The sequence below is a fragment of the Vibrio sp. S17_S38 genome (assembly GCF_014694375.1).
Classification (GTDB): Bacteria; Pseudomonadota; Gammaproteobacteria; order Enterobacterales; family Vibrionaceae; genus Vibrio.
This window is the reverse complement of record NZ_JAAUWW010000002.1, coordinates 126,554-139,805: the sequence shown is the minus strand read 5'-3', so window position 1 is coordinate 139,805 and position 13,252 is coordinate 126,554. Positions and strand designations below refer to the sequence as shown.

The window sequence follows — 13,252 nt, the reverse complement described above, 5'->3', positions numbered from 1 at the left end:
AAACTTTAACTTTTCATTTTTAAACTTTATAGGTATTCACCATGTATACAGAGACCATTAAAAAATGCTCGAACAACGCGGAGCGAATTGTAAAACTGGCGGATAGTAATCCATTAGGTTTTTGGATTAGCTCAGCAATGGCAGGTGCTTATGTTGGTATCGGCATCATTTTGATTTTCACTTTTGGCGGTCTGGTTGATCCAGCTATTCGCCCTCTTGTGATGGGTGCAACTTTTGGAATTGCATTAACATTAGTTATCATCGCAGGTTCTGAACTTTTTACTGGTCATACTATGTTTTTAGCTTTTGGTGCGATTACCGGTCAAATTAGCTGGAAAGATAACCTACGCGTGCTACCTCAAACGTGGCTGGGTAACTTAATCGGTTCTGTATTTGTCGCTTACCTTTTCTTCTTAGCTGGCGGTGGTAACTTACTGCCAGATGCAAGCAGCTTCTTACACAAAGCAGCACTAGGTAAAACGATGGCACCTGCTAGCGTACTCTTCTTTAAAGGCGTATTGTGTAACTGGTTAGTATGTCTTGCGATTTGGATGTGCCAACGTGTTGAAGGCACTGGTAAATTCATTGCGATTTGGTGGTGTTTATTGGCTTTCATCGGCGCAGGTTTTGAGCACTCAATTGCCAATATGACTATTTTTGCGTTGTCTTACTTTGGCAACCATTCAGATGCATTCACCATGGCAGGTATTGGTCACAATCTACTTTGGGTATCGCTTGGTAACATCGTTTCTGGCGCAGTATTTATGGGATTCGGTTACTGGTTTGCAACGCCAAAAGCAGAGCGTCCAGTATTTGAAAAAACGACTGAAACGGCCACTACATCAGTCAAAGCATAATGATCTAAGCTAAACCTGAGCCTCGGGGCTCGGGTTAAAAACATCCACTCTATTCAATACGTCAATCCCATCTTTTGAAGGCATATTATGACTACTCAATCATCTCAAGCTTTTGTTTCTCTTGTGGGCGCAGGCCCTGGTGATCCTGATTTGCTCACCATGAAAGCCTACCGCTTAATTCAAACAGCCGATGTTGTGGTTTATGACCGTTTGGTATCAAAAGAGATCATGGACTTAGTCACTCCATACGCAGAATTATTATTTGTGGGTAAAAAACTCAACCATCACTGTGTTCCGCAAGATCAAATCAATCAGATATTGGTAGACAAAGCACTCGAAGGAAAACATGTTGTACGCTTAAAAGGTGGTGACCCGTTTATTTTTGGCCGTGGTGGTGAAGAGTTAGAAACATTGGTTGAGCACAATATTCCTTTTGATGTGGTTCCGGGGATCACTGCAGCATCCGGTTGCAGTGCTTATGCGGGTATTCCGTTAACCCATCGCGATCACGCACAAAGTGTTCAATTCATCACTGGGCATTTAAAATCTAAAAATCAACAGCAAGAAGGGCAAGATATTCAGTGGCAAAGTCTCGCCAAAAATAATCATACTTTGGTGTTTTACATGGGTTTAAAACAAGCGCCTGTTATTCGCCAAAACCTTATTGCCAATGGTTTAGCCACCAACACACCTTGCGCTATTATCGAACGTGGCACCACGCCGCAGCAACGAGTATTAACAGGAACGTTATCGGAATTAGACAGCATGGCAGAACAAGCCATTAGCCCATCGTTGATTATCGTTGGCAGTGTGACCAGTTTGCACGATAAACTGAATTGGTTTAAACAGCCTAAAATCTAAATAAATGTGATTAACTTAAACCAATAACGTCGCAAGTTCGACCGCACTCTTCGCATGAATCTCGGTGGTATCATACAAAGGTACCGCCGTATCATTTTGGTTAATTAACAATGCAATTTCAGTACAGCCTAAAATAACGGCTTGCGCACCTTGTGCATGTAAGTTGTCCACGATAGACAAATACTGTTCTTTCGAATCTGGATTGATAGTCCCAAGACATAATTCATCATAAATAACCTCATGCACTCTCGTCCTGTCATCGCTATTTGGCACGAGCACATCAATACCAAATTTCTCAGTTAACCGACTTTTATAGAAATCTTGTTCCATGGTAAATCGAGTGCCTAACAATCCCACTTTAGTAATGCCATCAATCACTAACTGCTCTGCCGTTGCATCCGCAATATGCAAAATTGGGATCGATATATTGGCTTGAATTTCATCGGCTACTTTATGCATGGTATTGGTACAGATCAGTAAAAAATCCGCACCACCAGCTTCAACGGATTGTGCCACCTGCGACAAAATAATGGCGGTTTCGTCCCATTTACCTTGATGTTGAAGTTTTTCGATTTCACTAAAATCCACGCTGTATAAGCAAATCTTGGCCGAATGTAGACCGCCCAATTGAGTCTTCACGCCTTCATTGATCGCCTTATAATAACTCGCGGTAGATTCCCAACTCATGCCACCAAGCAGTCCAATCGTTTTCATTTAAGATCCCTTTACTAAACTTTCTTTATTAAGTTTGGATAACTTTTTTATCCTGATTTCTTCCTTGAGTGCCGTACTTTTGTCATCAACTGGCATTGACCACACTAACTCTAATGGACCTTTCCCACGTAAGTACTTGGCTCCTTTACCGGTTTGATGTTGAGCAAAACGGCGCTCTAAATCATTAGTAATACCGCAATACAAAGTGTTGCCACGCGTACGGATAAGGTACACGTGCCATTGTTTTAGATAAAGGTTTGGCACGCTAACTGAAGAAGCCATTAATCAATAATAAGTGCTTTAAGTTCTGCCATTTCTGCGGTTAATTGCTCAACTTGGCTTTCAAGACTGGCAATACGTTCTTCATATTGAGAAGTGCGGGCTGATGCAACGGAGACTGGCTCAGCAGAGGCTTCAAGTTCTTTAATATCAACGTCACCACTGAATAAATGCATATAACGAGATTCACGCTTACCTGCTTCACGCGGCAGTTTTACCACTAACGCACCTTCAGCATTCGAGGCCATTTCTTCAAGTAAGGCTTCCACTTGCTTTACATCCGTAAACTCACATAAACGATTGGTTCGAGTACGAATTTCACCAGGAGTCTGCGCACCACGCAATAATAAACAACAAGCAATAGCACGTTCTTGATCGCTAAACTGCAATGAGCCAAATTCAGTATTACAAAAGCGATGACGAAACTTAGAAACTCGGCTATTAAAGCCACTTTCATCTGTCATCAAGCGACGCTCAATTAACGCCGTAGTGGCATCCATCACTTCCGCTTCCGTCAATGCCATCACAGGTTCACGGTTACTTTTCTGATTACAAGCCGTTGTTAAACTATTTAGCGTTAGAGGATAATAATCTGGCGTGGTGACTTCTTTTTCAATCAAGCAACCAATAACGCGCGTTTCAATTGGAGACAATACAATACTCATTCTCTTTCCTATAATAGGTTAAACAACCTCAATGATCCCAACGGTATGGTCTGGAGATTTTACGACCATGGTCACTGACAACAATTATCTTTTTTCGGTTCAATTCTAATTCTAGTTTATGTAAACCTTGTTTCGATTTTTGATAAGATAGCTGAAAACGCTCTATTGAGGTTTTCGTCTTATCCTTGTCATTTTTATCTGCCATAATATTAACGAACAATTTTAGATTAATGATGACTTTACCATATTAATACCCTGTTATCTTAGACCTTTAGGCTAGTGAGTTTTATTCATGTTTAGGATGAAACTTAAAGATACATACTGAAAAATACTTGAAAAAATTATCGAGATAGAAAAGAACCCAACAATCCTTATTTATTTTGATCTTAGCGCTGTTATGCTCGATAGGGATATGCTTTAATTTGAGAAATAGGTTTTATCATTTTTAATTAGGAAGGCACATGAACAACGTATTTGAAATCGTCAACCAAGCTCGCCGTAAAAACAAACTAAAACGTGAAATTCTTGATAACGAAAAGAAAATCCGTGATAACCGTAAACGTGTTGATTTGTTAGACAACCTAATGGATTACATCAATCTTGATATGTCTCAAGAAGAGATCATTGCGATTATCAAAAATATGAAAGCCGATTACGAAGATCGTGTTGATGACCACATTATTACTGGCGCAGAAATCTCAAAACAACGCCGTGAAATCAGCCGTAAAATTCGTGAGCTAACAGAAGCAGATAAACAACTACACTCTAAAAAATAAAATATTTAGCAATATAAGGGGCTCTTTTTAGAGCCTTTTTATTGAATGCAACCTATTGATATAACTTAACATCAATAAATATGTGACCACAATTAGTCCACAACAAACAAATCATCTCGTCTTTTCTCAACTTAATTGCCTTACCGTTTCAGCATAAGTCCCCTCTTCCATTTCTATGCCAATAAATTTCCTATTGAGCTTTAAACATGCTTTTCCTGTGGATCCCGAACCCATAAATGCATCGAGTACAACAGCGCCTTCACGGCTACTGGTGGTAATTATGTGCTCCAGTAAATCAGCCGGCTTTTCACAAGGATGTTTACCTGGATAATATTGCACAGGAGCAAATATCCAAACGTCAGTATAAGGAATGTCATCGGTGACACTAAATGGTCGGCGCAGCGTTTCATATTCAGCTTTTAGGTCGTCATAGTCTTTAAGCAAAGTAGCGTATTGACGACTTAATACCTGGTACTCGTCGGTAAGCTCAGAATGACTTCGAACTAAGACATCACTTTTTTGTGCGAATAGTGCCTGTAGTTGTTGATATTGTTTTTGTGTTGGAAGTTTCCACTGACTATACGAAAACCAATGCGAACACATTTGGGTACCAGTGATTTCATTAATTTCTTTTGCGGATACCTGCAGCGCTTCTTTCGCATTTTTAAAGTAATCAATTAATGGTTTAAATACTTTTTGCTTGAGTTCGGTGCATTTGGTGGCGTATTGATTACCGCCTTTGGCAAACCCCTCAGAACCATAATGACCAGCAAAGATAATGCGTTCGGTTGATGGGAAAAACGATCGTAAATGAGGCTTATGGGTTCGTTTCCATACACCCGATGGTTTGGCCCACACGATATGGTTGAACACTTCAAAACGAGAACGGATAAGCAACTCAGTATCTGCGGCCAGTTTTGAGCCACAAAACAAATATAAACTTCCTGCAGGTTTTAATACTCTCCACAGTTCTACGATGATTTCATCAAGCCATGCCAAAAACGTTTCAACATCTGGCCACTGATTATCCCATGCATTCTTTTTAACTTGAAAGTAAGGTGGATCGGTAAGAACCAGATCAACGCAATTGCTTGGTAAGGTTTTTAAATAAGGTAGGCAGTCAGCTTGAACCAGTTGTAATTGCCCATTGCGCAGCGTGTTAGTTTGCATTCTTCTCTCCAATAAATAGAGCCTTGAATACAAAAGAAACCCAGCCACAGTGATGTGGCTGAGTCAGTTATTATGCTTCCTCTCCAAAGGTTAATTTGGGTCTCAGGTACTCAAGGCATAAAACAGCAATGAGTCTATCAATAAAAACAAATACTGTATGTTTGAACAGTTCTAAATGCGCCATTTACTATGAGGTTATCGGCTTAGTAGCTCATCGCCATGTTGCCCACGTTCAGATTTAAGTTGGTACTTTTATCGCTTTTGGCTTTATCGACCGTGATCGGCTTTTCTGATTTTATGGTGACCGCCACTTCCGACTGACTTTTTACCGTATGGCTATTTAAAGGTTGGTAAGCTGATAATGCAGGCGTGTTACTTAAGCCTTGTCTTTGCGTAGAGGCTTGGTCATGACTGGTGCGGTTAGTGGTTTCATTGGTGGTAATGCCAAGCTTTGCATTGGTGTCTTTTACTTGTTTCAACTTACTATTGAGTGTATCGACCTCTGCGCCTGCATCCGCTACCGATTTTTGCCAACTGTCCGGCACAAGCGCATCCGGTAACATGCCAATCAGTGATTTAATGCCTTCCCATAACCAGCCAATCGCATCAGTGACCGCTTTGATGATCACATCAAATCCAATGAATTTATCAATCAAATAAGTAATCGCAATAATCGCAGCGCCAATAGCGGCTACCATCAATCCAATTGGGTTCATCATGATCACTGCATTCACGGCAATCATACCGACCTTAAAGATGGCCAGTGCGGCAATAACACCTTTTATATTTTGCGTAACAAAAATAGCCACTTTAGCGATAAGCCCGAAAGCATCACAAAGGCCACTAATTGTTTTGGTTATTTTTTCAATCAGATCAGTTCTAAATTGCTCATTTTTGAATTTGTTTGAAAACTCAGTAAATAACTTGGTTACTTTCAACATCACGGGAGCAAGAGCTGCAAATTTTATCGAGCGGATAGTTTCTTGCACTTTCTGCATTGCATCGTTATACGCTTCGGCTTTTTGGGCGTCATCGGTTTTAACGCCACCACCGGTTTCGTTAAAGTCTTTTCTTGCGGCGGTGAGTCCTTCCGTTCCCTGGCGTAGCATAATGAGCATTTTCTTACTTTCACCACCAAACATCGCATCTGCAAAAGCCATCTGTTCTTGATTGGTTTTGAGTTTAGTAAACGTATCCAATACTTTGTCATAGGCATCTTGAGTCGTTTTGGCGTTTTTAAGTTGGTTAAATAAAGGGCTCTTTGCTTTTTCTAGAAATGAGCCCGCAGCGCCTTTCCCTGTCGATTGCAACACACCAAGCCGTTTACTAAATGTACCTAAAGCTTTTGCCATACCATCGGCGCTAACGCCTGCATGTTCGGCTTGAGATTGCATGGCTTGAAGTTCTTCGACGGGCATGTTGAGGTTTTGAGCTGATTTTGACAGATGATCCATTTCACCTGCAGCGCTGTTGATTTGCTGGAATAAGCCAGCAAAGCTGAGGCCACCCAGTAACGCTGCGCCTTTTCCTATGGCGGCACCTTTGATGTTAGGGAGCTTAATAGACTTACTGAGTTTTTGGATCGGTGACATTGCCGTTCTCAGGGTCTTATAACGACGGCTGACTTTATCAATACTTTTCGCATGCGCTTCTTGGTCTTTGGATAACCGTGTAAATTCATGATCAAGCTTGGTGACATTCACACCTGCCTTTTTCATTTGGCTACTAGTCTGCTTTAAGCTGCTCTCGTATTTTTCATTTTTAGCACTCAGCAGTGAAACCTTTTCTTCTTGTTTGGCCAGTTTATTAGTCAGCGCCGCGCTTGGGGCTTCGGTTGCCGCCATTTGCGCTTTTAACTTGGCTAACTTCTCATTGGCTTCATCGGTTTCCAGTGCATTTTTATCGAGCTCTTTTTGTATTTTTTGGTAAGAGGCGATCATGGTTAACGCGCTAGAATCATCCGCTTGTGCTTTCTGTATTGCCTTTATCTTTTTAGCGTAATGATCTGAATCACTCGCCATGCTTTGCAGTGGTTCACTGACCTTATCAACAACGCCCATCACGACCGATAAATTCATTTTCATATTGGTGGTTCTCTTGATATTAAAAGTCTGGATATAAAAAAGAGCGCTAAGTGCGCTCTGGTGGTTGGTGACGAACTCGCGCTTCTTCCCGAAACAGCATCAAATCATCTAGGCTGAAGGTGTCCATTTCACTTGGCGGCCAATGGAACACCAACGCAATGTCGGCATAGAAGTCTTCGACGCGCTCAATTAGTGTTTCGTATCCACGAAAAAAGAGGCGATCTCCGTTTGAAGAGGAGCCCAGTTCGCCGGATCCATATCCAACAAATCACGTTCATTAAGAATTGAAATGCGAGATAAAAGCGTACTGTGCGCATCAAAATCCATTTGGCATACATCAACCAGGTTTAACCCTCGTAAATCACCAGAGCAAGGTTTGCGGATATCAATGCTGGCCAGCGCTTTCCCATCTTTTTCAATCGGAACCGCCAGCTTAATTGGGATAACAATATTACTCATGACCGAGTACCTCTTTGAGTTCTTTTACTTTTGTTTTTCGACCACCATTTTTGGGGTCAATCATCATGACTCTTTCAAACAAGGCGAGCGCTTCAGCTTGTTTGCCTTCAGATTCAAGCCAATCACCGACCAGGCGAAACATCTTCACTTTTAACGGCGCGTTAGTGGCAAGTGAGCCGCTTAATAAATCTTGTACCGCGTCCATTAAATATTGATGGTTGCATGGCTTACTGGCCTTATGCGCTTGATGTGAGTATTGAAATACAATATCGCAGTAAGCCGTTTGACCATTGGACCTCCATCCACGAGGCGTCTCAAGGCCGCGTAATATGAGCGCTTTAAACGCATCGTGGAATTCTTCGAACTGGCCACAATCAATTTGCCATTGATACCACCACCAAATCACATCAAGCCCTTCAAGGTTTTCATGGGTCTGCAGAAGTTCCATAACGTGAGGCTTGTACTTTTTAATTAGCTCAAGTTTGAACGGGATTTTTTCTTCAGAGCCAGCGAGCGTTCGAGCGTACTCTAAATCCAGTTTTAACTTGTGTTGCATTTCGCTCCACGGACTCGCGGCGACTTGTTGCTTTGCCTTGTCAATCGCATCATTAAGCGAATCTTCAACGTATTCCGCCGTCTCCATAACATCATTCAGTGCTTGCGTGGCATCCTGAGCGTCACGAGTTGCCTCTTGCGTCTCAATGGTGGCCTGTTCGGCTAAATCAATTGCCGCTTGGATGTCATCTATATTGGTTTCATCCACTTGCTTAAGGTTGTCTTGCGCTTTCTGCTTGGCGGCTTCAGCTTGTTTCTGAACGAGTAACGCTTTATCGGCTTTCGCTTTGGCCTGAGCTACCGTGATTTTTGCCGTACTTTTAGCCGAGCTAATGGCTTTTTGTTCGGCCATCATTTTTCGTTTTCGCAATAATGTGAGCATGGTGGCCGCCTTATTGTGGGATTAATTCAGTGCCAAGAAACATCACTTCAAGCTGCCCATCTTTGATGGTGAGCTCTAGTGCTTCACTGGTCCATGCATCCATTAAGGTGTAGCTTTTACCGCTGTTGGTATTGAGCGTGATGTTTTCACCTGTGAAGTTACGAATGGCCGTTTCATCGGTAGTCTTTGCATGCACGATGGTCGCTTTAATACTTGGCGCAGCGTCGAAGACTTCGCTAAACCCTAATACGCCATCATCACCCATGACGGCTTCGCGTTTAACACCACCAAAATTAACGGTGGCCCCTTCTTTGGTTGGCAAGCGCCCAAGGGAGCCTGCATCTAAAAAACCACGACTGGTAATGGTGGTACTCATAATGAATGCCCTTATTTTCTAAATTGAATTTTGCCCGCAACGATAATCAAACCGTTCACGAACTGAGGACTGTCGAGATAATTAATACGCGTCTTATCGGTGGCATCGAGCTCAACCGCCAGCGATTTTTTATACCCTTCAAAATCTTGCACAATGCCATCACGCTCGAGCGTTTTATAAAGTGACAGCAATTCGCCAGCAATGATGCTTGGCGTAACAATGGCTTGACCGCCGGCAAAACTGGTTCCATCTTTGGCCAGTTTATGGCGACTGTATTTACTTAAAATCAATGAGCGCTGTTTCTCACGAAAGTACATTGCGGTTGCTGGCGTCATCACATCAAGATAACTGTCATCAGCAACGCCAGCCGCATTTTCGGTGTAAGCGGTCACCGGTCTTTCAATTAAGACTTCGCCGGTACTGGTGACGGTGTAAGTTCCGATACCTTCATGCAGCAATAAGTTGCGCTCCGTCCAATCAAACTCACTGTCCGCAATGGAATACACCCCATTCATTTTTAAGGTTTGAAGGGGGCGACATGGGTCAGTGGCCAGTGATGGCGCGATTTGTCCCGCCCAAGCTGCAACGGCTTCGGCTTCACTGATGGCCTTATTGCTTGAATCACCTAATGCGTTAATCGGCATAAAGCTAATTAAGGGGGAATTACAGGTTGCGCCAAAGGTCACCAGTTCAGCGTGAGTCCCTTGTTTGGGCAGGTAGGCGATACCAGGGATCATTTCCATGGCGTTATAGCGAGCGTCTAAAAACTCACTTAAATCTCGAATACTGGTTTCATCATTGAGCGCACACACAATGTGGTGGTATTGCGTATCCCCTAACGAGGCTAGCGCGCTCATCAAATCCGCATCGGCGACACTGACCGCGTAAATCGGCAAAGTTTCGTCTTGCTTGGTAAACCAGGTCACCATTTTGGTCACATCAGAATCACCAAATTGCGCTAAGGCTGAGTCCTTATTCAAGCAAAGTACGACCTTGTTAGGCGATACAGTTGCGCCTTCAATGGCATTGCCAATGATAAGCACCAATTGTTGAGCTTGCGCGCTATTGGCGAGGCTATTATCAATTTCAATGTAGACGCCTGGTACGCGAGCATTACTCGGTACTTCTGAAAAGCTGATACTCATGCGTTATCCTTTTTCGTGTCGACGTTCACCTTGGCGGCAGTCGTTGGTCGTTTGGTGATAAGCTCACACGAGCCATCTTGAATTCGGCGTAGCCAATACGTATTACGAGGTTTGGTTTCACCTTGCTTTTTCAGGGGCGCTCGTGTCACCGGATCGCGAACAAGCAATGCACCTTTTGGTTTGATCATTATTTCACGCATGCTTTTCTCCCATGCTTTGAGTGGTCGTGGTTGGCGTTAATCTTTCGCGCCATTGACAACGTTTTCCGCCACCATGGCGAGCAGCTCTTTTTCTAATCTTGGCGTCCAACCGATGAAGGTTCGCTTGGTCATCTTGTAATTATTTTCGACACTAGTGCCGCTTTCCCAACGATTGGTTTTAGCGTTGTAAAAGCCATTGACGCGAGTGGTGAACGAGATCCCTAAGCCTTCATTGTGTTCCCTTGCCATATTGCCCGCGACACCTGCAATTCCGACGGCAAAGCTCTGATTATTAATTTCAGTTTTTAACGACCGGCTAAAACCTGTCAGCATGTTTTTATTATTTTTGGCTTGCTTGGTTTTGCTGTCTAAGGTGATTTTTCGTTTCTTGCGGCCTTGGTACGGCTTGTCATCGATGTCACGTTGAGCGCGAATTTGCTCTCTAAAATATTGACGAGTACGGTTAGCGAGTTTTTTGTTTAATTGCAACTTTTCCGCATCGGTCATGATCAGAGAATGTAACGCCCGAGTCAGTTGGTCAGGGTTGTTAAACGTTCGGTTATCAATGCTCATAAGTGGATAACCTGATTGGGCCCAGCAAGGTATTTAAACGGTGGCAGCGTTTGTTCTGTCGGCGCTTTTTGAAAGGCGCTGATACATTCAAAGCGAGTGTCCGCTTGTAACCAGTTACCGCTGTCATTTTCTTCCAGTTCATAACTTTCTTGAATGTCGACCGTGAGCTTGATGTCACACAAACCCTTATCCAGTAACTGCACCGCAAATGAAGGTGATTCGAGTCCTTTTTCAGCGCGATCAATGTCGTATTGGTTGAGCCAGTTGACCAGGTGCATCATCAGAATATGAGGCTGCACATCAACGCTGCTCATGGCGATAATGACGGTGTACGCAATATCAAAGCCATCTACGCTATTGCCTTGCGTGCATTTCAATTCACCATCTTCGGCCCACACCTCTAAGTTGCCGGCATCGGTCACTTGTTTTGTAAAAAGCGTGGTTAAACTTTGCAATGCTTTCATATCAGAGCCTCACACCACTTCAAAACAATAGGTTTCAACCCCATTGCCGAGTAAATCCATCGCGCGTCGGTATTGCACGAGACAGTTCTCCGCTTTTTGTTGCAGCGCTTCTTGTCTATCGCTGGCATCACTCGTGGCGTTGGTACTGAGTTGATTACCAATAATGAAATTGGCGGCCAATGAAAACACCGCTTGTTTATAAAGCGTGGTGCCGGTGCTTGTGTCACCAAACTGCTCAAGAGAAAATTCATCGAGCGTGACGGTGGCCGCAAACACATCAAGCAGCTCTCGGTTCACCGTGACTCGCGCGATCGTGGTTTGGTGCAAAATACCTGCCTCTGTCTCATTACTAAGAAAATGAAACAGAGACTGAAACTCTGCGACGGTCAGCTCAGGGTATTGCGCTGTGGCTGGCAGGGTTGAGTCATAGATGTCATCTTTGTTGCCAACAAATTGCATGCTCACAATATTCGTTCCCTATAAAAGTGATGGGGAGCAGGCTAAACACTTGTTTCTCAATTCACGGCGCGTTGCCGGCTTTGATAAACAATTGATAGCCTACTGAGGGGTTGTTCTTTTTACGTTATTAAGCCAGCGACAGGGCTATACCCATTCACCGCCAATCCATAATTTAACGTTAGCAAACTCAATGGCCGCCGCTTTTTCAAGGTGCTCAACCACATACGCCATGTTCATTGATTCAAAGCTTTCCAGCTGATCCAGTTTGTCATTTTTGGTAGCCGCCGAACGACGAACAGAGCCTTCTTGAATGTAAATCGATAGGTTGCTGTAGCTGGTAACTAAAATGCCGGTTGATGGGAAGCCTGGTACTGAAACCGCAGGCAGACCGCCATAAGTGCCAATCACTTGCATGTCTTCAATACGTGACTTTTCGCTTGGCGTATTACCATTCGCGGCGTAGAACTTGGCTTTGTCGTACGACAATAAGTCAGAGCCAATAATCGCGACTAAATCAGGGGCATTGATACAGGTATCACCCAGCAAACCTTTCACGTTCATCACCGCCAAATCAAGGTTGATAAAATCACCCAAGCCTGCGCCAGTAAAGGTGCCCGTATTCGTACCATCATCGACTAGTGGTTCACCTTCACCGATACGAATTTCGCCCGGTACCGCGCCTTCCGATAACATGCCATCGGCGTTGTTATCACGAATGGCCTGGAACCAACCTTTATTCACATCTTCACCATTTGGATTAGCGGCAGAGTCCGTATCTGCTGCACATGATGTGCCATAAAAACCAATGGTGATTTTGTTGGCGTCAATCTGCTCACGGGTTTGGTCTGAGATGATCTTGTTAAAGTTTTTCAAGTGCGCGAACGCATCTAACTGAGCGTAACGAATATGGGAATCAAAGTTAGTTTGTTCACACATATAAGGCATCGGCTTCATGTCGTACACAGACTTGGATTTACGCTCTTTACCTTCGCTGGTATTGGTGCGACTGGCGATCATGCCTGTAACGCCAAGCCCTAACGCTTCACCTTTTTGGTTAATAACGCTCAGAATATTGATTTTCTTTAAGAACCAATTGCTTTCACGAATGGCAGCAATGATTTTTTGAGTAGCAGCCGGTGTGACATTAAATTTCTCTGTCGCATCGCTCACGCCATTTTGTTTGGCAACGGCGGTGGCATAAAGCGCAACGACTTTTTTAGTGGCTTCTTGCAT

General features: G+C 43.5%; 18 protein-coding genes. 3 read left to right on the top strand and 15 right to left on the bottom strand.

Annotated elements, in window-relative coordinates; translation table 11 throughout:
- The first annotated feature begins 41 nt into the window (after positions 1 to 41).
- Both nirC and cobA read left to right on the top strand, forming a co-directional pair.
- Positions 42 to 857, top strand: a complete 816-nt coding sequence (gene nirC, locus HC725_RS02255; RefSeq protein WP_190330140.1) for a nitrite transporter NirC — start codon at positions 42 to 44, stop codon at positions 855 to 857.
- Positions 858 to 944: 87 nt separating this feature from the next.
- Positions 945 to 1,718, top strand: coding sequence for a uroporphyrinogen-III C-methyltransferase (cobA, locus tag HC725_RS02250; RefSeq protein WP_190330139.1), 774 nt, complete (start codon positions 945 to 947; stop codon positions 1,716 to 1,718).
- A 15-nt stretch (positions 1,719 to 1,733) separates the two neighbouring features.
- Here the strand turns inward: cobA and HC725_RS02245 are convergent, their stop codons facing one another.
- The 3 genes from HC725_RS02245 to HC725_RS02235 are packed head-to-tail and all read right to left on the bottom strand — an operon-like array spanning position 1,734 to position 3,376.
- A complete protein-coding gene (locus tag HC725_RS02245) occupies positions 1,734 to 2,432 on the bottom strand; it encodes an aspartate/glutamate racemase family protein (RefSeq protein ID WP_190330138.1) in 699 nt (232 codons plus the stop codon).
- Entirely contained in the window at positions 2,433 to 2,714 is a 282-nt protein-coding gene (locus HC725_RS02240) for a GIY-YIG nuclease family protein (protein ID WP_190330137.1), read from the bottom strand.
- Positions 2,714 to 3,376 (bottom strand): YceH family protein, encoded by a 663-nt coding sequence (locus HC725_RS02235; RefSeq protein ID WP_190330136.1) that lies wholly within the window; start codon positions 3,374 to 3,376, stop codon positions 2,714 to 2,716. Before HC725_RS02235 ends, HC725_RS02240 begins: the two co-directional genes overlap by 1 nt.
- Positions 3,377 to 3,837: 461 nt before the next feature.
- Here HC725_RS02235 and HC725_RS02230 point away from each other — a divergent pair, with 461 nt between their 5' ends.
- Positions 3,838 to 4,152 (top strand): DUF496 family protein, encoded by a 315-nt coding sequence (locus HC725_RS02230; protein WP_190330135.1) that lies wholly within the window; start codon positions 3,838 to 3,840, stop codon positions 4,150 to 4,152.
- Between the two features lie 126 nt (positions 4,153 to 4,278).
- Here the strand turns inward: HC725_RS02230 and HC725_RS02225 are convergent, their stop codons facing one another.
- The 12 genes from HC725_RS02225 to HC725_RS02170 all read right to left on the bottom strand — a co-directional run bounded on the left by HC725_RS02225 (position 4,279) and on the right by HC725_RS02170 (position 13,252).
- Entirely contained in the window at positions 4,279 to 5,322 is a 1,044-nt protein-coding gene (locus HC725_RS02225; RefSeq protein WP_190330134.1) for a DNA-methyltransferase, read from the bottom strand.
- 203 nt (positions 5,323 to 5,525) lie between these two features.
- Complete coding sequence (locus HC725_RS02220) at positions 5,526 to 7,406, bottom strand: hypothetical protein (RefSeq protein ID WP_190330133.1); 1,881 nt, start codon at positions 7,404 to 7,406, stop codon at positions 5,526 to 5,528.
- A gap of 46 nt (positions 7,407 to 7,452) precedes the next feature.
- Positions 7,453 to 7,560 (bottom strand): GpE family phage tail protein, encoded by a 108-nt coding sequence (locus HC725_RS16660; protein WP_203219060.1) that lies wholly within the window; start codon positions 7,558 to 7,560, stop codon positions 7,453 to 7,455.
- Between the two features lie 35 nt (positions 7,561 to 7,595).
- Positions 7,596 to 7,865, bottom strand: coding sequence for a phage tail assembly protein (locus HC725_RS02210; protein ID WP_190330131.1), 270 nt, complete (start codon positions 7,863 to 7,865; stop codon positions 7,596 to 7,598).
- Positions 7,858 to 8,802 carry a phage terminase small subunit gene (gpM, locus tag HC725_RS02205; protein ID WP_238928403.1) on the bottom strand — a complete coding sequence of 315 codons (945 nt, stop codon included), beginning with the start codon at positions 8,800 to 8,802 and terminating at the stop codon, positions 7,858 to 7,860. Before gpM ends, HC725_RS02210 begins: the two co-directional genes overlap by 8 nt.
- A gap of 10 nt (positions 8,803 to 8,812) precedes the next feature.
- Complete coding sequence (locus HC725_RS02200) at positions 8,813 to 9,178, bottom strand: phage tail tube protein (RefSeq protein WP_190330130.1); 366 nt, start codon at positions 9,176 to 9,178, stop codon at positions 8,813 to 8,815.
- A gap of 11 nt (positions 9,179 to 9,189) precedes the next feature.
- Positions 9,190 to 10,323 carry a phage tail sheath subtilisin-like domain-containing protein gene (locus HC725_RS02195; protein ID WP_190330129.1) on the bottom strand — a complete coding sequence of 378 codons (1,134 nt, stop codon included), beginning with the start codon at positions 10,321 to 10,323 and terminating at the stop codon, positions 9,190 to 9,192.
- Positions 10,320 to 10,523 (bottom strand): DUF2635 domain-containing protein, encoded by a 204-nt coding sequence (locus HC725_RS02190; RefSeq protein WP_190330128.1) that lies wholly within the window; start codon positions 10,521 to 10,523, stop codon positions 10,320 to 10,322. The genes HC725_RS02195 and HC725_RS02190 overlap by 4 nt, the downstream gene beginning before the upstream one ends.
- 36 nt (positions 10,524 to 10,559) lie before the next feature.
- The gene (locus HC725_RS02185) at positions 10,560 to 11,090 is read right to left on the bottom strand and encodes a phage virion morphogenesis protein (protein ID WP_446751344.1); all 531 of its coding nucleotides are present in this window, start codon (positions 11,088 to 11,090) and stop codon (positions 10,560 to 10,562) included.
- Between the two features lie 2 nt (positions 11,091 to 11,092).
- Positions 11,093 to 11,560 carry a phage tail protein gene (locus HC725_RS02180; protein ID WP_190330126.1) on the bottom strand — a complete coding sequence of 156 codons (468 nt, stop codon included), beginning with the start codon at positions 11,558 to 11,560 and terminating at the stop codon, positions 11,093 to 11,095.
- Positions 11,561 to 11,569: 9 nt separating this feature from the next.
- Positions 11,570 to 12,019: a head completion/stabilization protein gene (locus HC725_RS02175; RefSeq protein WP_190330294.1), complete on the bottom strand. Its 450-nt coding sequence runs from the start codon at positions 12,017 to 12,019 to the stop codon at positions 11,570 to 11,572.
- A 144-nt stretch (positions 12,020 to 12,163) separates the two neighbouring features.
- Positions 12,164 to 13,252 (bottom strand): phage major capsid protein, P2 family, encoded by a 1,089-nt coding sequence (locus HC725_RS02170; protein WP_190330125.1) that lies wholly within the window; start codon positions 13,250 to 13,252, stop codon positions 12,164 to 12,166.